General features: G+C 53.1%; 25 protein-coding genes. 17 read left to right on the top strand and 8 right to left on the bottom strand.

Features of this window, described 5'->3' with window-relative positions; genetic code table 11:
• Positions 1–31 precede the first annotated feature (31 nt).
• From GHC22_RS14785 to dsbA, 4 genes are all read right to left on the bottom strand, one after another.
• Positions 32–718, bottom strand: a complete 687-nt coding sequence (locus GHC22_RS14785; RefSeq protein WP_003832031.1) for a Crp/Fnr family transcriptional regulator — start codon at positions 716–718, stop codon at positions 32–34.
• 121 nt (positions 719–839) lie between these two features.
• Positions 840–1,133, bottom strand: coding sequence for a chaperone modulator CbpM (gene cbpM / locus GHC22_RS14780; RefSeq protein ID WP_153753376.1), 294 nt, complete (start codon positions 1,131–1,133; stop codon positions 840–842).
• Positions 1,133–2,053 (bottom strand): curved DNA-binding protein, encoded by a 921-nt coding sequence (gene cbpA, locus GHC22_RS14775; RefSeq protein WP_003832035.1) that lies wholly within the window; start codon positions 2,051–2,053, stop codon positions 1,133–1,135. Before cbpA ends, cbpM begins: the two co-directional genes overlap by 1 nt.
• A 205-nt stretch (positions 2,054–2,258) precedes the next feature.
• Positions 2,259–2,882 (bottom strand): thiol:disulfide interchange protein DsbA, encoded by a 624-nt coding sequence (dsbA, locus tag GHC22_RS14770; RefSeq protein WP_008784313.1) that lies wholly within the window; start codon positions 2,880–2,882, stop codon positions 2,259–2,261.
• A 396-nt stretch (positions 2,883–3,278) separates the two neighbouring features.
• Here dsbA and GHC22_RS14765 point away from each other — a divergent pair, with 396 nt between their 5' ends.
• The 8 genes from GHC22_RS14765 to agp all read left to right on the top strand — a co-directional run bounded on the left by GHC22_RS14765 (position 3,279) and on the right by agp (position 10,157).
• On the top strand, positions 3,279–3,683 hold the full coding sequence (locus GHC22_RS14765) for a VOC family protein (protein WP_079934909.1): 405 nt from the start codon (positions 3,279–3,281) through the stop codon (positions 3,681–3,683).
• A 70-nt stretch (positions 3,684–3,753) separates the two neighbouring features.
• Positions 3,754–4,116: a hypothetical protein gene (locus GHC22_RS14760; RefSeq protein WP_008784315.1), complete on the top strand. Its 363-nt coding sequence runs from the start codon at positions 3,754–3,756 to the stop codon at positions 4,114–4,116.
• A gap of 48 nt (positions 4,117–4,164) precedes the next feature.
• Entirely contained in the window at positions 4,165–6,045 is a 1,881-nt protein-coding gene (locus tag GHC22_RS14755; protein WP_153753375.1) for a protein-disulfide reductase DsbD domain-containing protein, read from the top strand.
• Positions 6,042–6,665, top strand: coding sequence for a DsbA family protein (locus tag GHC22_RS14750; protein ID WP_153753374.1), 624 nt, complete (start codon positions 6,042–6,044; stop codon positions 6,663–6,665). Before GHC22_RS14755 ends, GHC22_RS14750 begins: the two co-directional genes overlap by 4 nt.
• The gene (locus GHC22_RS14745; protein ID WP_048235675.1) at positions 6,655–7,161 is read left to right on the top strand and encodes a protein disulfide oxidoreductase; all 507 of its coding nucleotides are present in this window, start codon (positions 6,655–6,657) and stop codon (positions 7,159–7,161) included. Before GHC22_RS14750 ends, GHC22_RS14745 begins: the two co-directional genes overlap by 11 nt.
• Before the next feature lie 134 nt (positions 7,162–7,295).
• A complete protein-coding gene (locus GHC22_RS14740) occupies positions 7,296–8,051 on the top strand; it encodes a sulfite exporter TauE/SafE family protein (protein WP_153753373.1) in 756 nt (251 codons plus the stop codon).
• Between the two features lie 69 nt (positions 8,052–8,120).
• On the top strand, positions 8,121–8,828 hold the full coding sequence (locus GHC22_RS14735) for a helix-turn-helix transcriptional regulator (RefSeq protein ID WP_100272666.1): 708 nt from the start codon (positions 8,121–8,123) through the stop codon (positions 8,826–8,828).
• An 87-nt stretch (positions 8,829–8,915) separates the two neighbouring features.
• A complete protein-coding gene (gene agp, locus GHC22_RS14730; protein WP_153753371.1) occupies positions 8,916–10,157 on the top strand; it encodes a bifunctional glucose-1-phosphatase/inositol phosphatase in 1,242 nt (413 codons plus the stop codon).
• A 37-nt stretch (positions 10,158–10,194) separates the two neighbouring features.
• Here agp and GHC22_RS14725 read toward each other — a convergent pair whose 3' ends face one another.
• Positions 10,195–10,422, bottom strand: coding sequence for a YccJ family protein (locus tag GHC22_RS14725; RefSeq protein WP_003036015.1), 228 nt, complete (start codon positions 10,420–10,422; stop codon positions 10,195–10,197).
• 20 nt (positions 10,423–10,442) lie between these two features.
• Complete coding sequence (gene wrbA, locus GHC22_RS14720; protein ID WP_003832057.1) at positions 10,443–11,039, bottom strand: NAD(P)H:quinone oxidoreductase; 597 nt, start codon at positions 11,037–11,039, stop codon at positions 10,443–10,445.
• Positions 11,040–11,425: 386 nt separating this feature from the next.
• On the opposite strand from wrbA, the gene GHC22_RS14715 reads away from it, so the two are divergent.
• The 3 genes from GHC22_RS14715 to rutR all read left to right on the top strand — a co-directional run bounded on the left by GHC22_RS14715 (position 11,426) and on the right by rutR (position 13,372).
• Complete coding sequence (locus GHC22_RS14715; protein ID WP_003036022.1) at positions 11,426–11,599, top strand: general stress protein; 174 nt, start codon at positions 11,426–11,428, stop codon at positions 11,597–11,599.
• A gap of 161 nt (positions 11,600–11,760) precedes the next feature.
• Entirely contained in the window at positions 11,761–12,675 is a 915-nt protein-coding gene (locus GHC22_RS14710; RefSeq protein ID WP_153753370.1) for a DMT family transporter, read from the top strand.
• 58 nt (positions 12,676–12,733) lie between these two features.
• Positions 12,734–13,372 carry an HTH-type transcriptional regulator RutR gene (gene rutR / locus GHC22_RS14705; RefSeq protein WP_003036026.1) on the top strand — a complete coding sequence of 213 codons (639 nt, stop codon included), beginning with the start codon at positions 12,734–12,736 and terminating at the stop codon, positions 13,370–13,372.
• Here rutR and GHC22_RS14700 read toward each other — a convergent pair.
• A complete protein-coding gene (locus tag GHC22_RS14700; RefSeq protein ID WP_032936250.1) occupies positions 13,369–13,764 on the bottom strand; it encodes a lysozyme inhibitor LprI family protein in 396 nt (131 codons plus the stop codon). The genes rutR and GHC22_RS14700 overlap by 4 nt on opposite strands.
• A gap of 59 nt (positions 13,765–13,823) precedes the next feature.
• Entirely contained in the window at positions 13,824–17,786 is a 3,963-nt protein-coding gene (gene putA, locus GHC22_RS14695) for a trifunctional transcriptional regulator/proline dehydrogenase/L-glutamate gamma-semialdehyde dehydrogenase (protein WP_153753369.1), read from the bottom strand.
• A gap of 422 nt (positions 17,787–18,208) precedes the next feature.
• Between putA and putP the strand changes: the two genes are divergently transcribed.
• From putP to phoH, 6 genes are all read left to right on the top strand, one after another.
• Positions 18,209–19,717 carry a sodium/proline symporter PutP gene (gene putP / locus GHC22_RS14690; RefSeq protein ID WP_153753368.1) on the top strand — a complete coding sequence of 503 codons (1,509 nt, stop codon included), beginning with the start codon at positions 18,209–18,211 and terminating at the stop codon, positions 19,715–19,717.
• Positions 19,718–19,930: 213 nt separating this feature from the next.
• A complete protein-coding gene (gene efeU / locus GHC22_RS14685) occupies positions 19,931–20,764 on the top strand; it encodes an iron uptake transporter permease EfeU (RefSeq protein WP_153753367.1) in 834 nt (277 codons plus the stop codon).
• 58 nt (positions 20,765–20,822) lie between these two features.
• On the top strand, positions 20,823–21,950 hold the full coding sequence (gene efeO, locus GHC22_RS14680; RefSeq protein ID WP_008784327.1) for an iron uptake system protein EfeO: 1,128 nt from the start codon (positions 20,823–20,825) through the stop codon (positions 21,948–21,950).
• Positions 21,951–21,955: 5 nt separating this feature from the next.
• Positions 21,956–23,239: an iron uptake transporter deferrochelatase/peroxidase subunit gene (gene efeB, locus GHC22_RS14675; RefSeq protein ID WP_008784328.1), complete on the top strand. Its 1,284-nt coding sequence runs from the start codon at positions 21,956–21,958 to the stop codon at positions 23,237–23,239.
• 247 nt (positions 23,240–23,486) lie between these two features.
• Positions 23,487–23,783, top strand: coding sequence for a hypothetical protein (locus GHC22_RS24585; RefSeq protein ID WP_194841946.1), 297 nt, complete (start codon positions 23,487–23,489; stop codon positions 23,781–23,783).
• Positions 23,762–24,550 carry a phosphate starvation-inducible protein PhoH gene (gene phoH, locus GHC22_RS14670; RefSeq protein ID WP_032942942.1) on the top strand — a complete coding sequence of 263 codons (789 nt, stop codon included), beginning with the start codon at positions 23,762–23,764 and terminating at the stop codon, positions 24,548–24,550. Before GHC22_RS24585 ends, phoH begins: the two co-directional genes overlap by 22 nt.
• Positions 24,551–24,552 lie beyond the last annotated feature (2 nt).

Genomic DNA, 24,552 nt, shown 5'->3' with positions numbered 1-24,552 from the left:
CACCAATGCTCTGTTAACGAGCGTTGGTGTGTCAGTCAATGATGTCATTGCCGAGAAATTTACGCAGCCCATCCAGATCCTTAATTTCCAGTCCTTGCTTCGTTCGCGTTACCAGCCCGGCATCCGTCAGCGCTTTAACCGCCCGCCGATAGACCCGGTCGGTAGTACCGAATCGCTCAGCTTCCTGGTATTTTTTATGGAAACCATCCATCGGCTGCTTGTTCTGATGCTGGCGATACAGGTCATACGCCACGTTATGTACGATAGGATAGAGCATCCGGTGCAGGAAGATTTCCAGCATATCCTGATAATCAATCGCCATTGCACTGGCAAAAAATATCGCCAGTCTGGGGTGCTGATTTAGCGCTTCTTCCAGACGGTCACAGCTGCACACCGCTACGGTCAGTGGTTCTTCCGCGACGATATCAAGCTGGCAGCGATACCCAGTAAAAAACTCCATTTCACCAAACAGCTGCTCGTCGCATTCCATGGCGCCCAACTGGAATCGGCGACCATTCTCCGCGCTGTAACGCAGCGAAATTCTTCCGGATTGCACCATGATCAGTCGATCGACAACCTGTCCCTGGCGGTATAGATACTCATCTTCCTGGATAATCTGCGTTTCAGAGAGCAGTTCCTGAAATATCTTCTCAATCAAGGCATCATCCTGCTGCCAGATGTTGTGAAAACGACCTTTCGTGAGGGGTTTAAGCTGCATGACTCAACGTCTTATTGTTTAAGATAATTCTTATCTCAGACTGTATGCCATCTGCTGGGCAATGTCATTAAGAGCGCGGGGCGGATAATAAAAGGACCAGCACCATGCTGGTCCTGACACACTAAGGATGGCTGATAAAGCGAGACAGGCGCTGGTGCAGCAGGCGGTTTTCCTGGCGTAACTGAGCGTTCTCCTCCAGCAACGTCAGCGCAACGGCAATCCCTGGCCAGTCAAGTTCCAGCTCCTGACGCAGGCGCACCGCGCGACGCATTACTGTCAGCGCATGATCGTCAAACGTCTCGTCTTCATGAGGTTCTATCACCCCTAAGCCGACAATCTCATGCAGTTCTTCTTCTGACACACCGGTGTACAGACAAAATTCGGTAATGGTAAAAGTGACGGTAACGTTAGCCATTATGCTTTCCCCCACTCTTTGCGCGGATCAAAGGTCTTTTGTGCATCCGCCAGTTGTTGCCACAGGGCGGCACTGGCGTCGTCAGGTTTCGGTGGCATGACGATCTTGATCACCGCATACAAATCGCCGGTATGTTTTTTACTTACCAGACCCTTGCCCTTAATGCGGAGTCGCTGGCCGGCCTGACTGCCTGCAGGAATGGTCAGCAGGATGCTCTCTTTCAACGTCGGAACGGTTACTTTCGCACCCAGCGCAGCTTCCCACGGCGCGAGGGGAACGACAACTTCCAGATCCTGATTAACAATATCGAACAGCGGATGCGGCGCAATATGAATCACCAGCCACAAATCACCGTTCGGCCCACCGTTTTCGCCGGGGGTGCCCTGGCCTTTCAGACGGATACGCTGACCGTTACCGACGCCAGCCGGAATTTTCACATTCAGCGTTTTAGGAATTTCTCGTTCTACCATGCCAAACGCATTATAGACTGGCAGGTTGTAACTGATAGTGCGGCTATGCTCAGTAAGCGTTTCTTCGAGGAATACGGCAACTTCAATTTCAATGTCGTGCCCGCGGCTGGCAGGGCGCTGGCGCGACTGGTGCGCACGCTGGCCAAAAATGGAGGAGAAGATATCGTCGAAATCTTCGGCGCTGTAGCTTTGATTCTCTCCTTGCTGGAATTGACGGCTGAACTGTGGGTCGTTGCGGTGCTGCCACAGCTGGTCGTACTCGGCGCGTCGCTGCTCATCACTCAATACTTCCCAGGCTTCTGCAACCTCTTTAAACCGGGCCTCTGCGTCAGTCTCTTTGCTGACATCAGGATGATATTTACGGGCGAGTCGACGATAGGCGGTCTTGATTGTCTTGAGATCGTCTGTCGGTTTCACGCCCATAATGGCGTAATAATCCTTTAATTCCATAGCGTTCTCTCGTGTAAATCAACACTTGCAGAAGGTGAACCCTGACAACAGGTATCACCGCTAAGTTTAGGGTAATCCTGATAACGGCGAATGCCAACCGGGAAGGGAGGATATTGCGATAAACGATGCAGGCATTGCACCACCAACAGCGCAGTTGAGGTTACGGCATCTGTTGTGTGGTGCGAAAAATGAGATTAGCTAAACATCAGGATTTGCTTATCAGGAAGCGGACCGTATCAGCATAGTTTTGCACGAATGCATTAAGATCATCTGACTTCAGTCCTTTTGGATTGATCATATATTTTCCGTTGATAAAAATGGCGGGCACACCGGTTAAATCAACTGCCTTCGCCATTTCTTGCTGCTTAGCGGTCAGTGATTTCACGGCAAAGCTATTCCATGCCGCATCATAATCACTGGCGCTGACGCCCGCGCTGATAAATACGTTACGAATATCGTCCGCTGTTTTAACGGTTTGTTTTTTCTGAACGGCATCAAAAAGCAACGGCTTAACTTTATCTTGTACGTTCAACAGCATGGCGACGGACCAGGCGTGGGTCATGTCTTGCCCCAGCGGACCTAAAAAGTCGACGTGGTATTCGGTGAGTTTGACATCTGCAGGCAATACTTTTTTCACGTTATCAGTGATTTCAAAAACTTCATCGTACTGATAACAGGAAGGGCAATAGAATGAGAAAAACTTCAGTGCGGCTGGAGCGGAAGCGACAGGTTTTTCCAGTGAGATATACTCTTTGCCGTCGGTAAATGATGCTGCCTGAGCGCTAACTGTAAAAAGTAACCCAATCAGGGGTAATAAATATTTTTTCATTTCCATATACTCTAAATAACATTTAATAAACAAATTATCTGCTAATGAATACGTTATTCATTGCGTCTGAATATAATAAGGAAATTCTCTGGAAATGCGCTGACCCTTACTTTCATTTACGCATCAGTACGTGGTGGGCATTATCTGTGTGCTGTCATGGAAATATCTTTTGGCATTCTTCGTAAATAGTGAATGATAACTTGCGTGATATTTTCAGGGGTGTTTTTAGCAATGTTATAGTGTAATAAATAAAGGCGGGAATATGATTAATTATCATTTCGTTTTTAAAGCGTGAATTACAGGTTGTTGCGTTAAGTTCTGCAAATAACTCCGTAGATTTTCTTTTTCTTGTCGCGCGTGAATGAATAGGGTAAGTGTCAGAGATGAGCAACCCAAATGGATATCGCTATGATTGACCACCTGGATCACCTGGTACTAACCACCAATCATGAAGAGGCTTGCGTTCGTTTCTATGTCGAGCTTTTAGGCATGAGGCTGGAAACCTTCGCGCAAGGTCGGAAAGCCTTCGTCTTTGGCAATCAGAAAATCAATCTCCACATTCGGGGAAAAGAGTTTGAACCCAAAGCCTACGCGCCAACGCCGGGGGCGCTGGATTTATGTTTTATCACCACGCGTACGCTGGAAGAGGTGATGGAGACGTTTCAAACCCACGGAGTCGAGATTATTGAAGGGCCCGTTGCACGTACCGGTGCGACAGGACCTATTCGCTCGGTGTATGTCAGGGATCCCGATCTCAATCTGATTGAAATCGCGGTATATCCAGCAGATGGCAGGACATAACTTTACAGCGTAAAGGTTGCCAAAACCTGGCGAGTGGTTAAGATAACTCGCATCAATGAGTGAGGGTATAATGGCGAAACGTCAACGGATGGGATGGTGGTTCCTCTGTCTGGCATGTGTTGTGGTGATGGTTTGCACCGCACAACGCATGGCGGGCCTGCACGCGTTGCAGATGGATACCGCCGTTACAAGCGTTGTCGCCAGCGCACAAGTGCAGACCGATGAGGCCTCACCCGTTACCCCTTGTGAACTGAGTGCGAAATCATTACTGGCTGCGCCACCCGTATTGTTTGAAGGTGCTATTCTGGTGCTGTGCCTGCTGCTGTCGTTGCTGGCGCCAGTACGGGCGTTTCGTCTACCTTTTTTCCCACCGCGAGCCATCTCGCCGCCCACTCTCCGGGTGCATCTCCGATTTTGCGTCTTCCGTGAATGACAGAACAGCCGTTGCTGACTGTTAGATAATTATTCACGGAGAAAAACTATGATGACTGTTTTCAGACAGGCGCTGCTCTGTCTGTTATTGCTATGGCTGCCCGTATCCTGGGCGGCTGAACCCGGCTGGCTGCGTTCACCCGATAACGATCACGCCAGCGTTCGGTTACGCGCTGATACGTCCGCAGGCGGAGAAACCCGTCTGTTGCTGGATGTCAAACTGGAGGACGGCTGGAAAACCTACTGGCGTTCTCCAGGCGAGGGGGGCGTTGCGCCTGCTATCGCCTGGAAAGGGGAAATGCCCGCGGTCGACTGGTTCTGGCCGACCCCTGCTCGTTTTGAGGTCGCCAATATCACTACTCAGGGGTATCACGATAAGGTGACGTTCCCGATGGGGGTGCGCGGTAGAGCGCCCGCCACGCTCAGCGGCGTTTTGACGCTATCCACCTGTAGCAACGTTTGCCTGTTGACGGATTTTCCTTTTTCCGTGAAGCCCACAGCCCAGGACCCGACTTTTGCACATGACTATGCTCAGGCGATGGGACAGATCCCACTTGCCAGCGGCCTGACCGATGCTCTGAGCGCTGGCGCACGGGCGGGAGAGTTAGTCGTCGAGGCTCGCCGTGTGGGAGGCTGGACTGAACCAGGGCTGTATCTGGATGCTGTTGATGATGCGGATTTTGGCATGCCGCAAATTCATGTTGCGGGGGAGACGTTACGCGCTACGGTACCTGTACATGACGGTTGGGGAGAAGGCGCGCCGGATCTGCGTGGTAAGTCAGTCACGCTGGTGCTGGCAGATAGCGGTGTTGCCCAGGAGAGTCGTCTTGCGATTGGCGAAGCCCCGGTTGTTGAGAACGCCTCACTCCCAATGTGGCAAGTGGTGCTCATGGCACTGCTGGGTGGTTTGATCCTCAATCTGATGCCCTGTGTGTTACCGGTTCTGGGCATGAAGCTGGGCTCTATTTTGCTGGTCGAGGAAAAAAGTCGTCGCCAGATCCGTCGTCAGTTCCTCGCATCGGTAGCCGGAATACTGGTCTCGTTTATGGCACTGGCGCTATTGATGACGGTGCTGCGTTTAACCAATCAGGCCCTTGGCTGGGGGATCCAGTTTCAGAATCCGTGGTTCATTGGCGTCATGGTGCTAGTGATGCTGACGTTCAGCGCCAGCCTGTTCGGGTGGTTTGAATTCCGACTCCCTTCTGCGATGACCACCACGCTGGCGACTCACGGCGGCAACGGACTGTCGGGACATTTCTGGCAAGGTGCATTTGCGGCACTGCTTGCCACGCCGTGCAGTGCCCCGTTTCTGGGAACGGCGGTGGCGGTAGCATTGACCGCTTCGCTGCCGACGTTGTGGGGATTGTTTATCGCACTAGGGCTGGGGATGAGCTTACCGTGGCTGCTGGTGGCCCTGCGTCCCGGTCTGGCGCTGCGTTTGCCGCGGCCAGGGCGGTGGATGAATATTTTGCGGCGTCTGCTTGGCGTGATGATGCTGGGTTCGGCTATCTGGCTTGCGACGTTGCTGCTCCCACACTTAGGGTTTAGCGGACAAAGTAGCGCTAAAGAAAGCGTGAACTGGCAACCGCTAAGCGAGCAGGCGATTGAGGATGCGCTGGCGCAACATAAGCGCGTGTTCATTGACGTCACAGCCGACTGGTGCATCACCTGTAAGGTAAACAAATACAACGTGTTGCATAAAGAAGACGTACAGGCCGCATTGCAACAGCCGGATGTGGTGGCGCTGCGCGGCGACTGGACACTCCCTTCTGAAGCTATTACCGAATTTCTAAAAAAACGCGGCCAGGTTGCTGTGCCGTATAACCAAATTTATGGCCCCGGTCTGCCGGATGGCCAGGCGTTACCCACGTTGTTAACCCGCGATGCGGTACTGCAAACGTTGAATGATGCCAAAGGAGTAACCCCATGAAAATGATGATTGTTCTGTTGTTAACCCTGTTTTCTGCCGTCGGTATCGCGAAAGAGCCTGCGCCGTTTACCCCGGAACAGGAAAAGCAAATTGAAGCATTAATTCAGGAAGCCTTGTTTAACGATCCCAACAGCCCGCGGATTGGCGCGAAGCAGGCGAAACTGACCCTGATAAACTTCACCGATTACAACTGCCCATACTGCAAGCAGTTGGATCCAATGCTGGAAAAAATTGTGCAGAAATACCCTGACGTGGCGGTAGTGATTAAACCGCTGCCGTTTAAAGGTGAAAGTTCGGAACTGGCGGCGCGGACCGTGCTGACGACATGGCATGAGCATCCGCAACAGTCCTTGGCATTACATGAAAAATTGATGCAGAAGAAGGGCTATCATACCGACGTCAGTATCAAACAGGCGCAGGAAAAAGCGGGGGCCAGTCCGGTGACGCTGGACGCCCAAAGTGCTGAAACGCTGAGCACTAACCTGCAACTGGCGCGACTGGTGGGGGTGCAGGGAACCCCGGCAACGATTATTGGTGATGAACTTATTCCCGGCGCGGTGCCGTGGGAAACCCTTGAGGAAGTGGTAAAAGAAAAACTGGCGGCGGCCAATGCTCAGTAAACTGCGCCGCTGGTTGCGCGAAGGGCTGATCTTACTGGCACTGTTGGCGGGGGCAATGCTGCTGATGGATGTCTGGCGCGCGCCGCAGCTCCCTGCCTCCTTTGACAGCACGCCTTTACAAACACTGGATGGTGAAACCGTCACGCTGGCGGCGCTCAGCAAAGATGAGCCGGTGTTGCTTTATTTCTGGGCGAGCTGGTGCGGCGTATGCCGCTTCACGACGCCGGAAGTCGCCAGGCTGCGTTCGGAAGGGGAAAATGTGATGACCATTGCGTTACGTTCCGGAAATGAAGCTGAGGTATCTCGCTGGCTGTCGCGTAAAGGCGTGGACTTTCCGGTCATCAATGATGCGAACGGGGCCATTTCCCGCAGTTGGGCAATCAGCGTCACGCCAACGCTGGTGGTGATGTCACAAGGTCGGGTAGTATCAACCACCAGCGGCTGGACCAGCTACTGGGGCATGAAACTTCGGTTGTGGTGGGCGAAAACGTTCTGATAAATGTGCCGGGGAAACCCGGCATTTTTTATGGCGTCGCCCTCCCCAGGAAGGCATATTTCGTTGCCTGACGAAGCAAACACGGTGATTAACGTCCAGAATCAGTCATCTTCTCTTTTCCAGGAAAGTGCAACATGACGAGTTCTTTAGCGTTTGGACCCGCTCTGGTGGTGATGATTGCCGCCACATTTGTCCTCGCCGGGATGGTGAAAGGCGTTACGGGTATGGGATTACCCACCGTGGCAATGGGGATCCTCGGATCGCTTATTTCGCCGGTTGCCGCGGCGGCCATGCTGTTATTGCCTTCGCTGATAAGCAATTTGTTCCAGTTTGGCGGTGGTGGAAATACACGCCAATTACTCAAACGACTGTGGCCAATGCTGCTGACAGTAGTGGTGGCGACACTGCTTGCCAGCGCCTGGATTACCGGTGGTGACACCACCCGAACTCAGTTTGTACTCGGCGTAGCGCTGGTGGCCTATGCTATCTGGACGCTGGCGGGAAAGAAAATCGCGGTGGCCCCGCAGCGTGAAAAACCGTACTCCCTCGTTATTGGATTTGTGACCGGCTTATTGACCGGCGGAACCGGGGTGTTTGTGATGCCCGCCGTGCCCTGGATCCAGTCCCTCGGCTTTGAGAAAGATGAACTGGTGCAGGCGCTCGGGATCTCTTTTACCTTTTCGACCCTGGCATTGGCGCTGGGTCTGTGGTGGCACAACGCGCTGCCCATACAATCGCTAAGTTTGTCGGCTTTGGCCATTGTTCCTGCGCTGATTGGCCAATGGATAGGTACCCGTGTGCGAAGGGTTATTTCTCCGCTCGTGTTTAAACGCTGTTTTCTGTTTTGTCTGGTCGGGTTGGGGACAGAGATGATGCTGCGTGCTGTGTGACCGGTGCGGTGACTTTGCGCGACTTTCATGGCATCGTTAATTCAGAGATTCAGGGCCAATGAGGTCGTTATGGCATCCGTGATGTTACATGAAGAAGAGGGCGATCTGGAGTCGAAAATGGCACTCACTGCGGCAGTGATGGCCGATAAATCGCGCTCACGTATGTTGTGCGCCCTAATGGATGGCTGCGCCTGGACTGCAACTGAGCTCAGCGCGGTGGCGGATATATCCGCGTCGACCGCCAGCGCGCATCTGGCGCGTCTGTGCGAACAACGTTTTGTTGTCGCGTTGGCGCAGGGCAGACATCGTTATTTTCGCCTTGCAGGTTCCGATATCGCTGAACTGCTGGAACGCCTGATGGGCGTTGCGTGGGCGACATCAACGCCCCGCAGAATCACTACACCGCCAGGTTTGCGGCATGCCCGCACCTGCTACGACCATCTCGCCGGAGAGGTCGCGGTGAGGTTGTTCGATACGCTGGTTTCCCGTCAGTGGTTAACGCCGGATGGTGAAACGCTGACTCCATTTGGCCAGGAAAAGCTGGCACAGATGGGGATTGTCCTGGCGGCTGGCTCATCCCGGCGGAAGTTAACCTGTGGTTGTCTGGACTGGAGCGAACGACGTTATCATCCTGGTGGTGTGCTTGGCGCAACGCTGCTGCGCTGGTTCAGTGAACAGCGATGGATAAAAACCGAACAGGGCAGCCGCCATGTCATCTTCACACCTCTTGGCATTCGTAAACTCGAAACCGAGTTTGGTGTTAAAACGACACGCTAGATGGTCTGTTTTGCGAAAGCGTTCCCGGAAATATGTCATATTTCTGTCACACTCTGTTGTGATTGATAACAACAAGAGGTCGTAGGGATGAATAAATCGTTAATCGCCACAGTCGTGGCAGGGGCTGTCTTATTGTCAACCGCCGCGCAGGCGCAGACCGCGCCGGAAGGCTATCAGCTTCAGCAAGTATTGATGATGAGTCGGCATAACTTACGCGCACCTTTAGCCAATAATGGCAGCGTTCTTGAGCAGTCCACCCCCAAACAATGGCCAGAATGGGATGTCCCCGGTGGGCAACTCACTACTAAAGGCGGTGTGCTGGAAATCTATATGGGCCACTACATGCGAGAGTGGCTGGCAGAGCAGGGGATGGTGAAATCGGGCGAATGCCCGGCACCGAACACGGTCTATACCTATGCTAACAGCCTGCAGCGTACGGTCGCCACGGCGCAGTTCTTTGTTACCGGTGCTTTCCCTGGTTGCGATGTTCCGGTCCATCATCAGGAAAAAATGGGTACCATGGATCCCACCTTTAACCCGGTGATCACCGATGATTCCGCCGCCTTCAGCCAGCAGGCCGTTCAGGCCATGGAGAAAGAGCGCAGCAAAATGCAGCTCAACGATAGCTATCAGTTGCTTGAGCAAATGACCGACTACAAAGACTCTCCGTCCTGCAAAGAAAAACAGCAGTGTTCCCTGACCGATGCCAAAGATACGTTTAGCGCGAAGTACCGGCAGGAGCCAGGCGTTTCGGGGCCGCTGAAGGTGGGGAATTCGCTGGTTGATGCCTTCACGCTACAATATTACGAAGGCTTCCCGATGGAAAAAGTTGCCTGGGGCGAGATTAAATCCGATCAGCAGTGGAAGGTTCTGTCGAAGCTGAAAAACGGCTATCAGGATAGCCTGTTCACCTCCCCGGAAGTGGCGCAGAACGTCGCCAAACCACTGGTGAAATATATTGATAATGCGCTGGTTACTGAACGTGCGAAAGCACCGAAAATAACCGTGCTGGTGGGGCATGATTCAAATATCGCTTCGCTGCTCACCGCGCTGGATTTTAAACCGTACCAGCTTCACGATCAGAACGAGCGTACGCCGATTGGCGGAAAGATTGTCTTCCAGCGCTGGCATGACAGCAATGCAAATCGTGATCTGATGAAAATCGAGTATGTGTATCAGAGCTCGCAGCAGTTGCGTAATGCAGACGTTCTGACGCTGAAATCCCCGGCGCAGCGCGTAACGCTGGAGCTGAAAGGATGTCCGATAGATGCGGATGGTTTTTGCCCGATAGATAAGTTCGATAGCGTGCTGAATGAGGCGGCTAAGTAAAAGAAAACTCCCCCGTGTTCGCGGGGGAGTCAGCGCGCTAGACGTTTTTGCGTTCGATAGTCTGTTCACCCCAAAAGAGCGAATCTTTGTCTGTTTTTTCAAAGGCTTTGATGAGTACCTCATCGCTACCTTCTTCCCAAATTTTTTCCGCCAGTTTCTCGTCATAATGTGCGACTTCAAAAATGGCTTCGGCTATTTCCGGCGATGTATTGCGCAGACTTGCCCATTCGCCGACGCGATGGGCTTTCGCTTCTTGAGTTGGCATTCGAATCCTCCTGTTGAAGATTAGCCGTTGAGTTTTACTGCCAGACCTGCGACATATTCACCCTGATAGCGGGCGATAGATAACTCTTCCTGACTTGGCTGGCGGGAGCCGTCGCCTCCGGCAATGGTGGTTGCACCGTAAGGGGTACCGCCGCGAACTTGAGAGACATCAAACAGCTCTTGCGCCGCGTAACCGATAGGTACAATCACCATCCCATGGTGGGCAAGCGTAGTCCAGGTTGATGTAATGGTTTGTTCCTGACCGCCGCCGGTTCCCGTTGAGCTGAATACGCTGGCGAGTTTGCCGTACAGGCCGCCAGAGGCCCACAGCCCGCCAGTCTGGTCGAGGAAGGTACGCATCTGACCGGACATATTGCCAAAGCGCGTGGGAGTACCAAAAATGATGGCGTCGTAATCAGCCAGTTCTTGTGGGGTTGCGACTGGTGCGTTTTGTGTTTTGCCGCCAGCCTTAAGGAAAATCTCGGGCTGCATGGTCTCTGGTACACGCTTAATAATCACTTCCGCGCCATCTACCTTATTTGCGCCTTCTGCGACTGCGTGGGCCATAGTTTCAATGTGTCCGTACATGGAATAATAAAGCACCAGAACTTTTGCCATTTTACACTACTCCTCGAGTTAACCGTGTCCGTAGCGATTCGCTACCTACCTTTAAAGATATGACGTACTGTCAGGAGTGCAAATTTCACAATCACTTCTTTGATTTATAACAATTTTTATAACAACCTTCTTTGTAGCAAAATGATACATATTTAACCGGGTAGAATTCGGTAGTCATAAGAAAGACTTATTGATTTCTTATGGTGATTATTTCTTTGTCACTCCTGATCCTGTTGCAGGATATTACAGTTAGCGTCTGCCCTGGCCACACTTCACTATGCTTATTCCCACGCAGTTATTTTCAGGGCCTCGCCCGTAACGCTGCGTGAGGTATCACTCCTCAGTACCTATGCAATATGATGTCTAATCAATGACGGAGGTCAGTAATGGCAAACCATCGGGGCGGTTCCGGCAACTTTGCGGAAGACCGCGAAAGAGCATCAGAAGCAGGTCGAAAAGGTGGCCAGCACAGCGGGGGCAACTTCAAGAATGACCCGCAACGCGCTTCAGAGGCAGGCAAAAAAGGGGGCAAAAATAGTCACGGCAACAACAAATCGTAATTGTCGGGCTATCTGTCAGATATGTCGTGACGGCTGAGAGTCAGAGACAGACGTTACGTAGCCACCGCCGCCGGGTCTTTCCGGCGGTTTTTTTTGTCTGCAAGGTTGAACTGTAACAAAACGCAACGCAGACTAATGACATTCAGTTAATCGGGTGTCTCATGTCATTACTTTCTCGTTATTCCTTCTCTGTTAAACCTCAGGAAGCGATCCTCATTGTGATCACCATGTTCTGGGGTGGCACGTTTTTGGCGGTGCAATATGCCGTTACCCTGAGCGGCCCTTTTTTCTTTGTCGGTGTGCGTTTTGCCACTGCCGCGCTGGCGGTCGCACTTTTGTCGTTACACACACTGCATAAGCTGACGTGGCTGGAAGTTAAAGCAGGGGTTGCAATCGGTATCGCAATTGCGCTGGGCTATAGTCTGCAAACCTGGGGGTTACAGTTTATTCCCAGCAGTAAATCGGCGTTTATTACCGCGATGTACGTACCGTTGGTGCCGCTTTTACAATGGTTGTGTCTGGGACGCATGCCAGGTCTGATGCCGTGCGTCGGCATTGTGCTGGCCTTTATCGGATTGATATTTCTTGCCGGACCGGGAGGCAATTTACTGGCTTTAGGCGAAGGCGAGTGGATCACGCTCGTCGGTGCGGTGGCGATTGCGGCAGAAATTATCCTGATTAGCGCGTGGGCGGGAAAAGTGGATGTACGTCGGGTAACGGTAGTGCAACTGGCAACCGCTTCGATAGTGGCGTTTATGGCGATGGGACCGGCCGGAGAGACCGTACCACCAATGTCTACCGGATTGCTGGTGGTGGCGCTGGGGCTGGGGATTTTTAGCGCGATTATTCAGGTCACCATGAACTGGGCGCAGCGCAGCGTTTCGCCGACGCGCGCGACGGTTATTTATACCGGTGAGCCGGTGTGGGCGGGGATCTTTGGCCGTCTGGCGGGTGAACGCTTACCGCTACTTGCATTGCTTGGTGCGGCATTCATTATTGTTGGCGTACTGGTCAGCGAGCTGAAGTTCAAAAAGAAAAAAGCGCTTGGACAAGAGGCGCCGCCGGAATCGCTTTAATTTAACCATTCACCGCGTGATTTGGTATGCTGACGCCCTCACAAGAAGGAGAGGGCGCATGGTCCAACGCGCAGAGAAAAAAACAGGTAAGCGCTCGCAGGCCGTCAGTGCAAAACGCCAGGCCATCTTAACCGCGGCATTAAATATCTTCTCCCAATATGGGATCCACGGCACGCGCCTGGAGCAGGTGGCAGAGCAGGCGGGCGTGTCAAAAACCAATCTACTTTATTACTACCCGTCAAAAGAGGTGCTTTATATCGCCGTTTTACGGCAGATCCTCGACATCTGGCTGGCTCCATTGAAGGCTTTTCGCGAAGACTTTGCGCCGCTGGTGGCCATTAAAGAATACATTCGCCTTAAGCTGGAAGTGTCGCGCGATTACCCTCAGGCCTCACGGCTGTTTTGTATGGAGATGCTGGCCGGAGCGCCTTTATTGATGGCAGAACTGGAGGGGGATCTCAAAACGCTAATTGATGAGAAATCCGCGCTGATTGCCGGTTGGATCAAAAGCGGAAAACTGGCTCCGGTCGATCCGCATCATCTGATTTTTATGATTTGGGCTTCAACTCAGCACTACGCCGATTTTGCCCCACAGGTAGAGGCGGTGACGGGCGCAACGCTGCGTGATGAAGCCTTTTTTAACCAAACGGTGGAGAGCGTACAGCGGATGATTATTGAAGGGATCCGCGTGCGTTAACTGGCCGGCGGTAACGGGCAGCTTAAATCGCCTTCTTCACACTGTAAGAGCGAGGCGAGAAACGCTTCGCGCTCGTTGGTCTTATCCGTCAGGCACTGGCTGGAAATCATCGCCTGAACGCTACCGCCTTCAGTGCCAGAACTGATTAACGCACAGTCCGCATCGCGCAAAGTTATCCAGGATATTTGCGCTTTTTTCAGTAAATCGCGCTGGGTTGGGGCGGCGCGCTTCAGCGCATTCTGATAAGTTTCATTAAGTTTGGCGTCGGCCGCCTTATACTGCTCTGCCGCACAGGTGTTCATCTCAATCTGCGTGTTCGCGTTGGCGCAGTCATCCGCCAGCGCCTGGCCGCTAAGCAGCAGCGCTGCACATGTCAGTACGATTCGTTTCATGCTTCCCTCTGGCTTCATAAAAAAAGGCCCCGTTACCGGAGCCTTAATTAACCACAACCTTAGCCGATTGTCATCAGGCTGGCGTTTCCCCCAGCAGCGGCGGTATTGACGCTCAGGGAGCGCTCAATATACAACCTTTCCAGCAGGATATTGCTTTCGCCGCGGGCAAAGCCCTGGACCGACACAATCGCCCCTTCGCGGGCCGCCACCGCTTCACACAGTGCGCGAAGCTGATCGGAATCACCGTGGAATATAACCGCATCAAACGGCTGCGTAGCGATGTTGTCCGCTTTGGCAAACTGGATGCGCCCGGAAACTACTGCTGGCAGGCGTTTTGCCAGGTCGCGATGGAATGTATCATCCGGCCACAGAATTAAGCTACCAACGGAAGTTACAGCGGCAACCTGTACCAGCGCATCCTGTTCATCATCGGCGATACACAGCACGCGTTCGCGCGGCAACAGCGTCCAGGTATTGCGCTCGCCGGTGGGTCCTGGCAGCAGGCGTTGCGTTCCGGCCTGCGCCAGTTCACCAAACTGTTGGCAGAGCGCACGCAGTGCTGGACGATCGGTTGCCCATTCGCTAAGCGCTTCCAGCGGCTGAACGAGCGCCGTTTTAAGCTGTGCATCGACCGGGTATTCGGCATCCTGACGGGCAAGCGTAATGCCTAACGCATTTTCCGGACGGTTTGCCAGCAGGCGGTACAGATACAGCGGTCCACCCGCTTTTGGCCCGGTTCCTGACAAGCCTTCGCCACCGAATGGCTGCACTCCGACGACGGCGCCGACCATATTGCGGTTAACGTACAGGTTACCCACATGTGCCGAACCCGTGACCTGGGCGATGGTTTCATCGATACGGGTGTGCACGCCCAGCGTCAGGCCGTAGCCGGAGGCATTAATTTGCTCAATCAGGCTGCCCAGATTGTTGCGGGTGTAACGCACAACGTGCAGTACCGGACCGAACACCTCTTTTTGCAATTCGTCGAAGCTTTCCAGCTCGATAAGCGTCGGCGCGATAAAGGTACCGGTTTGCCATTCACGCGCATCGTCGCTGTTTTCGCGCGCGGCCTGGAACACCGGACGCCCTTTGGCGCGCATGGCCTGAATATGGCGCTCAATATTGGCTTTGGCTTCTTCATCGATTACCGGTCCAATATCGGTGGTCAGGCGGCCCGGGTTACCCATGCGGCATTCCGCCATCGCGCCACGCAGCATTTTCAGCGTATGGTCGGCGACATCGTCCTGCAGACACAGGACGCGAAGCGCGGAGCAGCGCTGTCCGGCGCTGTCAAAGGCAGAAGCCAGAACGTCGACCACGACCTGTTCCGTTAACGCAGAAGAGTCGACGATCATGGCGTTCATCCCGCCGGTTTCGGCGATAAGCGGGATTGGACGCCCCTGAGCATCAAGGCGGGTCGCGATATTACGTTGCAACAGCGTGGCGACTTCCGTTGAGCCGGTAAACATGACGCCGCGTACGCGCTCATCGGAAGTGAGCTGTGCCCCGACCGTTTCACCTTGACCAGGCAACAGTTGCACCACGCCTGGCGGCACGCCTGCTTCGAGTAAAATGGCAATACCCTGGGCGGCAATCAGCGGAGTTTGTTCCGCGGGTTTTGCCAACACGCTGTTGCCCGCCGCCAGCGCAGCGGCAATCTGCCCGGTGAAAATGGCCAGCGGGAAGTTCCAGGGGCTGATACAGACCACCGGCCCTAACGGACGATGGGTTTCATTATCGAAGTCATCGCGGACCTGACCGGCATAATAGTGCAGGAAGTCTACCGCTTCGCGCACTTCCGCAATGGCGTTGCTGAAGGTTTTGCCCGCTTCGCGCACCAGAATGCCAATTAACTGCTGCATCTGGCCTTCCATCAGAACGGCGGCGCGATGCAAAATAGCGGCGCGCTCTTGTGGCGGTGTGGCGAACCAGATCGGCGTGTTATTTACCGCGTTCTGCAATGCCTGTTCCACTTCGCTGTGAGTCGCTTCACGCACGTAACCGACAATGTCTTTCGGTTCGGCTGGGTTGACGACTGGGGTCATTTCACCGTCAGCAACCGGATGTTCGAGCATCGGTTTAGCGTGCCATTTTTGCAGCGCGCTGTTGAGCAGGGCGGAGGACAGTGAGGCCAGACGATGTTCGTTCGCTAAATCCAGTCCGCCTGAGTTTTCGCGGCCTTTACCGTACAGGTCACGCGGCAGGGCAATCTTCGGATGTGGCAGACCAGCCTGGCCTTCCTGCTGCGCCAGTTTTTCAACGGCTTCGACCGGATCGGCTACCAATTCATCCAGCGGCAGGGTAGTGTCTGCAATGCGGTTGACGAACGAGGTGTTGGCGCCGTTTTCCAGCAGACGACGCACCAGGTATGCCAGCAGCGTTTCATGCGTGCCTACCGGTGCATAAATGCGGCATGGACGATTCAGTTTGCCATCGGCAACTTTACCTGTGACCTGCTCATACAGCGGTTCGCCCATACCGTGCAGGCACTGGAACTCGTACTGACCCGGATAGTAGTTTTGACCGGCCAACTGATAAATCGCCGCCAGCGTATGGGCGTTGTGGGTGGCGAACTGCGGGTAGATCAGATTCGGCACCGCAAGCAGTTTTTTCGCACAGGCCAGATAGGAAACGTCGGTGTAGACCTTACGGGTATAGACCGGATAACCTTCCAGACCGTCCATTTGCGCACGTTTGATTTCGCTATCCCAGTAGGCGCCCTTAACCAGACGGATCATCAGGCGACGGCGGCTGCGCGTGGCGAGGTCAATCAGGTAGTCGATAACATACGGGCAGCGCTTCTGGTAGGCCTGAATAACAAAGCCGATACCGTTCCAGCCCGCCAGTTCAGGTTCAAAGCACAGTTTTTCCAGCAGATCGAGGGAGATCTCCAGTCGGTCGGCCTCTTCAGCATCGATATTGATACCGATGTCGTACTGGCGGGCCAGCAGAGTAAGCGACTTCAGACGCGGATAGAGTTCATCCATCACGCGGTCATACTGCGCGCGGCTATAACGCGGATGCAGCGCTGACAGCTTGATAGAAATGCCCGGCCCTTCATAGATGCCGCGACCATTTGAGGCTTTACCAATGGCGTGGATTGCCTGTTGGTACGAAACCATATAAGCCTGGGCATCGGCGGCGGTCAGAGCTGCTTCACCCAGCATGTCGTAAGAGTAGCGGAAACCTTTTTCTTCCAGTTTACGGGCGTTAGCCAGCGCTTCGGCGATAGTCTCTCCGGTGACGAACTGCTCGCCCATCAGGCGCATTGCCATGTCGACGCCTTTACGCACCAGTGGTTCACCGCTTTTACCGATAATACGGTTGAGTGAGCGTGAGAGGCTGGCTTCATTATGCGTAGAAACCAGACGACCGGTAAACAACAGCCCCCAGGTCGCCGCGTTGACGAACAGGGACGGGCTGCGTCCAATGTGCGACTGCCAGTTGCCGTTGCTGATTTTGTCGCGGATTAACGCATCGCGGGTTGCCTTATCAGGAATACGCAGCAGGGCTTCGGCCAGGCACATCAGCGCGACCCCTTCCTGTGAAGAAAGTGAGAATTCCTGCAATAAACCCTGTACCATCCCGGCGCGGCCGCTGGCGGTCTTTTGGTTACGCAGTTTGTCGGCCAGATCGTACGCCAGCTTGTGCGCTTGCTCTGCGATGGGTTGCGGCAGACGAGCCTGTTCCATCAGCATCGGCACAGCATCGGTTTCGGCTCGGCGGTACGCGGCGGTGATTGCTGCGCGGGAAACTGACTGCGGCAGGATCTGTTCGGCAAATTCCAGGAAAGGCTGATGCGCTTCATTCTGCGGCGTGGTTGACTCCTCACCCTCATTCGCGGCACCCGCCAGCAGGGCCGGCAGTTCAGGAAGCGCGTCGTCATTTTCCAGTCTTTCGAGATAATTAAAGATGGCTTGCTTGATCAGCCAATGTGGCGTGCGATCGATTCGTGATGCTGCTGTTTTAATACGCTCGCGAGTGGCGTCATCCAGTTTAACCCCCATCGTGGTGGTTCCCATGCCGTTTACTCCTGTTGTACTGAAATACGGGTCTGATAGTTACCGAGAAATATCCACTATGTTGCAACTTTGTGCAACCGTGTTAAATGTGACTTGGTTTGCAAGCTTGGAAATGAATGAGATGTTAATAAATATGAGTCTTATGATGTGGGCTGTATAAATTACAGAATCTTTTTCTCTGCGGTAGTTAACACTTTTAAAAGGTGCAACCGAAAAAAATGTGAGAGAGTGCAACCTACAGAAAAATGCTATCTACTCTGGATCAAATTTGATGTAAATGGTGTGTTAAATCGATTGTGAATAACCATCGCTTCCGGCAGGATACGGTCGCCCTGGTCAACATAGATATCTTTGCCACGTTCCGGCAGGGTAATAAAACGGCAAGCCACGGCATTGCTGATACATAATTTTGGAGAGTTTTGATGGCTATTAGCACACCGATGTTAGTGACATTCTGTGTCTATATTTTCGGCATGATATTGATAGGGTTTATTGCATGGCGTTCAACCAAAAACTTTGACGATTACATTCTGGGTGGACGCAGTCTGGGTCCATTCGTGACCGCGTTATCCGCCGGGGCATCTGACATGAGCGGCTGGTTGCTGATGGGTCTGCCTGGCGCGATTTTCCTGTCGGGGATTTCAGAATGCTGGATCGCCATCGGCCTTATTTTGGGCGCCTGGATCAACTGGAAGCTGGTGGCCGGACGTTTACGCGTACACACCGAATACAATAACAATGCGCTGACGTTACCGGATTACTTTACCGGTCGCTTTGAAGATAAAAGCCGAATTCTGCGTATTATCTCCGCGCTGGTTATTCTGCTGTTTTTCACCATCTATTGTGCTTCCGGTATTGTGGCAGGGGCTCGTCTGTTTGAAAGCACCTTTGGCATGAGCTACGAAACAGCACTGTGGGCGGGCGCGGCCGCGACGATCATTTATACCTTTATTGGTGGTTTCCTGGCGGTTAGCTGGACCGATACCGTCCAGGCCAGCCTGATGATTTTTGCTTTGATCCTGACGCCGGTGATGGTAGTCATTGGCGTGGGTGGATTCGACGATTCGCTGGAAGTGATTAAACAAAAGAGCATTGAGAACGTGGACATGTTCAAAGGGCTGAATTTTGTTGCCATCATTTCCCTGATGGGCTGGGGTCTGGGCTACTTTGGTCAGCCGCATATTCTGGCGCGCTTTATGGCTGCAGATTCCCACCATAGCATCGTTCATGCTCGCCGCATTAGCATGGCCTGGATGATTCTGTGTCTGGCAGGTGCTGTGGCCGTGGGCTTCTTTGGTATTGCTTACTTTAACAACAACCCACAGCTTGCCGGTGCCGTTAACCAGAACGCCGAGCGTGTGTTTATTGAACTGGCGCAAATCCTGTTCAACCCGTGGATTGCCGGTATTCTGCTGTCTGCTATCCTCGCTGCGGTTATGTCGACCCTGAGCTGCCAGCTGCTGGTGTGCTCCAGCGCAATCACCGAAGATTTGTACAAAGCGTTCCTGCGTAAAAATGCCAGCCAGAAAGAGCTGGTGTGGATTGGCCGCATCATGGTGCTGGTTGTGGCCCTGGTGTCTATCGCGCTGGCTGCGAACCCGGAAAACCGTGTACTTGGTCTGGTAAGCTACGCCTGGGCGGGCTTCGGCGCTGCGTTTGGTCCGGTAGTCCTGTTCTCCGTAATGTGGTCGCGTATGACCCGCAACGGTGCGCTGGCAGGGATGATCATTGGTGCGGTGACGGTAATCGTCTGGAAGCAGTTTGCCTGGTTGGGTCTGTATGAAATCATCCCGGGCTTTGTTTTCGGCAGCATCGGTATTGTGGTCTTCAGCCTGTTGGGTAAAGCGCCTTCAACTGCTATGCAGCAACGTTTTGCCGAGGCTGATGCGCATTATCACTCAGCTCCACCATCGCGTTTACAGGCAGAATAATCTGCCTCAGTCTTCAAGCCCGCCGCGTGCGGGCTTTTTTATTGCTTCCGTTGTAAACCTGCTATAACCATTACCCGCCTGGCCTTTTACATTCAGTCATCATTCTCAAAACATTCTGCTTGAGTTTTTCTTTGCTGTAATGATAATCACTATCACTGTAATTTACTTTTCTTTTCATCAATTGACTGAGAATAACGTTTAAGGGTTCTTCGCATGTTTGTTCCATTTTTAATTATGTTGCGCGAAGGGTTAGAGGCCGCGCTGATTGTCAGCCTGATTGCCAGCTACCTGAAACGGACTCAGCGTGGTCGATGGATTGGTGTGATGTGGATTGGTGTTCTGCTGGCGGCGGCGTTATGCCTGGCGTTAGGGATTTTCATCAACGAAACCACCGGTGAATTTCCGCAAAAAGAACAGGAGCTGTTTGAAGGCATCGTGGTGGTCATTGCCGTGGTGATCCTTACCTGGATGGTGTTCTGGATGCGTAAAGTTTCGCGCAACGTCAAAGTCCAGCTTGAACAGGCTGTCGATAACGCGTTGCAACGCGGCAACCATCACGGCTGGGCGCTGGTGATGATGGTCTTTTTTGCTGTTGCCCGTGAAGGGCTGGAGTCGGTGTTCTTTCTACTGGCAGCATTCCAGCAGGATGTAGGTATCTGGCCGCCGTTAGGCGCGATGCTGGGACTGGCTACCGCGGTGGTACTGGGTTACCTGATTTACCTCGGCGGCATTCGCCTCAACCTCGGGGCATTCTTTAAATGGACCAGCCTGTTCATTTTGCTGGTGGCTGCCGGTCTTGCCGCTGGGGCAATCCGCGCTTTCCACGAAGCCGGGTTGTGGAATCATTTTCAGGATGTGGCGTTTGACCTGAGCAGTGTGCTGTCGACGCATTCACTGTTTGGCACATTGATGGAAGGCATTTTCGGCTATCAGGAAGCGCCAAGCGTTAGTGAAGTCGCTGTCTGGTTTATCTACCTGATTCCGGCGTTGGTTATGTTTGCGTTACCGCCGCGTTCAGGCACTACGGCATCGCGTACCGCACCTTGATAAAAACGCGATGCAGAATACTTTTTAGTTACAACATACTTATTTATAGGGATAGGTTATGACGTTTAATTTTCGCCGTAGTGCGCTGCAGCTAGGTATCGCCGCGCTGTTTGCCTCCGCTTTTAATGCACAAGCTGCCGATATTCCGCAGGTGAAAGTCACGGTTAACGACAAACAATGTGAACCGATGACTATCACGGTTAATGCCGGGAAAACGCAGTTCATCATCCAGAACCATAGCCAGAAAGCGCTGGAGTGGGAGATCCTAAAAGGCGTTATGGTGGTTGAAGAGCGCGAAAACATTGCACCAGGCTTTAGCCAGAAAATGACCGCTAACCTCCAGCCAGGCGAATATGATATGACCTGCGGTCTGTTGACTAACCCGAAAGGCAAACTGATCGTAAAAGGTAGCGCAACGGCGGATGCCGCGCAAAGCGAGGCTCTGCTGAGTCTGAGCGGCGCGATTACCGAATACAAAGCCTATGTGACAGCCGAAACCGCGCAGTTGGTTGCGGGCACTAAAGCCTTTACCGATGCGATTAAGGCAGGCGATCTGGAAAAAGCGAAATCGCTGTATGCGCCAACCCGTCAGCATTATGAGCGTATTGAACCGATTGCTGAACTGTTCTCCGATCTCGACGGCAGCATCGATGCGCGGGAAGATGATTACGAACAAAAAGCCGCCGATCCTAAATTCACCGGCTTCCACCGCCTGGAGAAAGCGCTGTTTGGCGACAATACCACCAAAGGTATGGATAAGTACGCCGACCAATTAAACAGCGATGTTCTTGACCTGCAAACGCGTATTAGCGAGCTGGCTTTCCCACCGTCTAAAGTTGTTGGCGGGGCAGCAGGACTGATTGAAGAAGTTGCTGCCAGCAAAATCAGTGGGGAAGAAGATCGCTATAGCCATACCGATCTGTGGGATTTCCAGGCCAACGTCGATGGTGCGCAGAAAATTGTCGATCTCCTGCGTCCTCAGTTGCAAAAATCCAATGCTGAACTGCTTGCGAAGGTGGATGCGAACTTCAAAAAGGTCGATACCATTCTGAGCAAGTACCGTACCAAAGACGGCTTTGAAACCTATGACAAACTGACTGATGCCGATCGTAATGCACTGAAAGGGCCAATCACGACGCTGGCGGAAGATTTGTCGCAATTACGCGGTGTTCTGGGTCTGGATTAAGCACTATGCAGCAAGATAATGAAAACGGCGTGAGCGAACCGTCACGCCGACGTTTACTGAAAGGGATGGGCGCCCTGGGTGGGGCGCTGGCGCTGGCGGGTGGGTGTCCGGTTGCCCACGCGCAAAAACCACAAAGCGCGCCGGGCACGTTGTCTCCGGATGCACGTAGTGAAGCGCAGCCGTTTTATGGTCAGCATCAGGCGGGGATCCTGACGCCGCAGCAGGCATCAATGATGCTGGTGGCGTTCGATGTTCTCGCCAGCGATAAGGCCGATCTTGAGCGTTTATTCCGGTTGCTGACCAGCCGGTTTGCGTTTCTGACCACCGGTGGACCGGCGCCGGATACGCCGAATCCGCGTCTTCCTCCTATGGATTCAGGTATCCTCGGCGCATACATTGCGCCAGACAACCTGACGATGACGTTGTCAGTCGGCTCCTCGCTGTTTGATGAACGCTATGGCCTGAAATCGCAGATGCCGAAAAAGCTGCAAAAAATGACCCGCTTCCCGAATGATTCACTGGATGCGGCGCTGTGCCATGGCGATGTGCTGCTGCAGATTTGTGCCAACACCCAGGACACCGTCATCCACGCGTTGCGCGATATCATTAAACATACGCCCGATCTCCTTAGCGTGCGCTGGAAACGTGAAGGTTTTATTTCCGACCACGCCGCACGCAGTAAAGGCAAAGAGACCCCGGTCAATTTGCTTGGCTTTAAAGACGGCACCGCGAATCCGGACGCTACGGATGCGAAGTTGATGCAAGACGTGGTGTGGGTTACGGACGGGCAGGGCGAGCCTGCCTGGGCACAAGGCGGAAGCTATCAGGCCGTCAGGCTCATTCAGTTTCGCGTTGAGTTCTGGGATCGTACGCCGCTGAAAGAGCAGCAAACGATTTTTGGTCGCGATAAACACACCGGCGCACCGCTGGGTATGCAGCATGAGCATGATGTGCCTGACTATGCCAGCGATCCTGAAGGCGAGGTGATTGCGCTCGACAGCCATATCCGTCTCGCAAATCCGCGTACGAAAGAGACCGACTCCAGCCTGATGATGCGTCGTGGCTACAGTTATTCGCTCGGTGTGACTAATTCCGGTCAACTGGATATGGGGCTGTTGTTTGTCTGCTATCAACACGATCTGGAAAAAGGTTTTTTGACAGTGCAGAAACGTCTGAACGGTGAAGCGCTGGAAGAATATGTCAAACCGATTGGTGGGGGATATTTCTTTGCTTTGCCGGGTGTTAAAACTGCAGATAATTATCTGGGACAGTCTCTGCTTGAAGCCTGATGATTATGCCCCGCAGTACAGCGGGGTTTTTCCTGACATCTTGATGAAGGAACAAACTATTTTTTATGATCGGTATGCGACTGAAATAATTCTGTCATCTTTCTGCAAGAGACTGTCTCTGGTGATAAGATAGAATTTAAGTTAACAACAAGTAAAAATATTGTTGCATTAGCGAAAGGTTATGATGTACTTATAAGTAATAGCGGTAGTTCCCGGCGGTGATTGTCATTCACTATGGAGATCGCGAATGGAAAAGTCCTGTATTGGACACGTTTTTCACAGTAACAGCAGTACCTTACGCGGACGTTTCTCTTCCGGTAGCCTCCTCGTCACCGCTAAATCTCTCGCTCATTCACTTCTTATCTTCGCAACTGACGCCCTGTACGGTGCGCGTAGCTGTGCGTGGCGTCTTATCCGAAAGCAAGCAATGGCTTACAAGGAAGCCAACCCTCAGATGTTCGTGCGCATAATCGTGCCGCCAACGGCGCGTGTGATGTATACCTACAACTCAAGGTGCTATCCATGGGAAGACAAAAAGCAGTGATCAAAGCTCGTCGTGAAGCAAAACGTGTGCTGAGGCGGGATTCGCGTAGCCATAAGCAACGTGAAGATGAATCGGTCACCTCGCTTGTGCAGATGGGCGGCGTAGAAACGATTGGTATGGCGCGTGACAGTCGCGACGCCTCGCCAATCACGGCGCGGAATGAAGCTCAGGCGCACTACCTGAATGCTATCGAGAGTAAACAGCTGATCTTCGCCACCGGTGAAGCCGGGTGTGGTAAAACCTGGATCAGCGCGGCAAAAGCAGCAGAGGCCCTGATCCATAAAGATGTGGACAGGATCATTGTAACCCGTCCAGTTCTGCAAGCTGATGAAGACCTCGGCTTCTTACCTGGAGATGTTTCCGAGAAGTTTGCTCCCTATTTTCGCCCCGTGTATGACGTGCTTGTCAAACGGCTGGGAGCCTCCTTCATGCAATATTGCCTGCGACCTGAGATTGGTAAGGTGGAAATCGCGCCGTTCGCCTATATGCGTGGACGTACCTTTGAAAATGCAGTGGTCATTCTTGACGAGGCTCAGAACGTCACTGCTGCGCAAATGAAGATGTTTTTGACCCGCCTCGGGGAGAATGTGACGGTGATTGTGAATGGGGATGTGACCCAGTGCGATCTACCAGCCCACGTTCGCTCAGGGCTTAGCGATGCGCTGGCCCGTTTCGAAGAAGATGAGATGGTTGGGATTGTTCGTTTCAATAAAGACGATTGCGTCCGCTCTGCGCTCTGTCAGCGGACGCTCAACGCTTACAACTGATA

The organism is Citrobacter sp. H12-3-2 (assembly GCF_009649895.1).
GTDB classification, from domain to species: Bacteria; Pseudomonadota; Gammaproteobacteria; order Enterobacterales; family Enterobacteriaceae; genus Citrobacter; species Citrobacter portucalensis.
Note: the sequence above shows the minus strand (reverse complement) of the source record. Positions and strands in the feature narration are given on the sequence as shown.

Coding starts and splice junctions, on each gene's coding strand:
- dsbA (WP_008784313.1), bottom strand. CDS start 2,882: ATGAAAAAATATTTATTACCCCTGATTGGGTTACTTTTTACAGTTAGC.
- wrbA (WP_003832057.1), bottom strand. CDS start 11,039: ATGGCAAAAGTTCTGGTGCTTTATTATTCCATGTACGGACACATTGAA.
- GHC22_RS14735 (WP_100272666.1), top strand. CDS start 8,121: ATGGCATCCGTGATGTTACATGAAGAAGAGGGCGATCTGGAGTCGAAA.
- GHC22_RS14755 (WP_153753375.1), top strand. CDS start 4,165: ATGATGACTGTTTTCAGACAGGCGCTGCTCTGTCTGTTATTGCTATGG.
- GHC22_RS14765 (WP_079934909.1), top strand. CDS start 3,279: ATGGATATCGCTATGATTGACCACCTGGATCACCTGGTACTAACCACC.
- efeB (WP_008784328.1), top strand. CDS start 21,956: ATGCAGCAAGATAATGAAAACGGCGTGAGCGAACCGTCACGCCGACGT.
- phoH (WP_032942942.1), top strand. CDS start 23,762: ATGGGAAGACAAAAAGCAGTGATCAAAGCTCGTCGTGAAGCAAAACGT.
- GHC22_RS14760 (WP_008784315.1), top strand. CDS start 3,754: ATGGCGAAACGTCAACGGATGGGATGGTGGTTCCTCTGTCTGGCATGT.
- efeU (WP_153753367.1), top strand. CDS start 19,931: ATGTTTGTTCCATTTTTAATTATGTTGCGCGAAGGGTTAGAGGCCGCG.
- rutR (WP_003036026.1), top strand. CDS start 12,734: ATGGTCCAACGCGCAGAGAAAAAAACAGGTAAGCGCTCGCAGGCCGTC.
- GHC22_RS14710 (WP_153753370.1), top strand. CDS start 11,761: ATGTCATTACTTTCTCGTTATTCCTTCTCTGTTAAACCTCAGGAAGCG.
- putA (WP_153753369.1), bottom strand. CDS start 17,786: ATGGGAACCACCACGATGGGGGTTAAACTGGATGACGCCACTCGCGAG.
- GHC22_RS14740 (WP_153753373.1), top strand. CDS start 7,296: ATGACGAGTTCTTTAGCGTTTGGACCCGCTCTGGTGGTGATGATTGCC.
- cbpA (WP_003832035.1), bottom strand. CDS start 2,053: ATGGAATTAAAGGATTATTACGCCATTATGGGCGTGAAACCGACAGAC.
- GHC22_RS14785 (WP_003832031.1), bottom strand. CDS start 718: ATGCAGCTTAAACCCCTCACGAAAGGTCGTTTTCACAACATCTGGCAG.
- putP (WP_153753368.1), top strand. CDS start 18,209: ATGGCTATTAGCACACCGATGTTAGTGACATTCTGTGTCTATATTTTC.
- GHC22_RS14725 (WP_003036015.1), bottom strand. CDS start 10,422: ATGCCAACTCAAGAAGCGAAAGCCCATCGCGTCGGCGAATGGGCAAGT.
- GHC22_RS14750 (WP_153753374.1), top strand. CDS start 6,042: ATGAAAATGATGATTGTTCTGTTGTTAACCCTGTTTTCTGCCGTCGGT.
- efeO (WP_008784327.1), top strand. CDS start 20,823: ATGACGTTTAATTTTCGCCGTAGTGCGCTGCAGCTAGGTATCGCCGCG.
- agp (WP_153753371.1), top strand. CDS start 8,916: ATGAATAAATCGTTAATCGCCACAGTCGTGGCAGGGGCTGTCTTATTG.
- GHC22_RS14715 (WP_003036022.1), top strand. CDS start 11,426: ATGGCAAACCATCGGGGCGGTTCCGGCAACTTTGCGGAAGACCGCGAA.
- GHC22_RS24585 (WP_194841946.1), top strand. CDS start 23,487: ATGGAAAAGTCCTGTATTGGACACGTTTTTCACAGTAACAGCAGTACC.
- GHC22_RS14745 (WP_048235675.1), top strand. CDS start 6,655: ATGCTCAGTAAACTGCGCCGCTGGTTGCGCGAAGGGCTGATCTTACTG.
- GHC22_RS14700 (WP_032936250.1), bottom strand. CDS start 13,764: ATGAAACGAATCGTACTGACATGTGCAGCGCTGCTGCTTAGCGGCCAG.
- cbpM (WP_153753376.1), bottom strand. CDS start 1,133: ATGGCTAACGTTACCGTCACTTTTACCATTACCGAATTTTGTCTGTAC.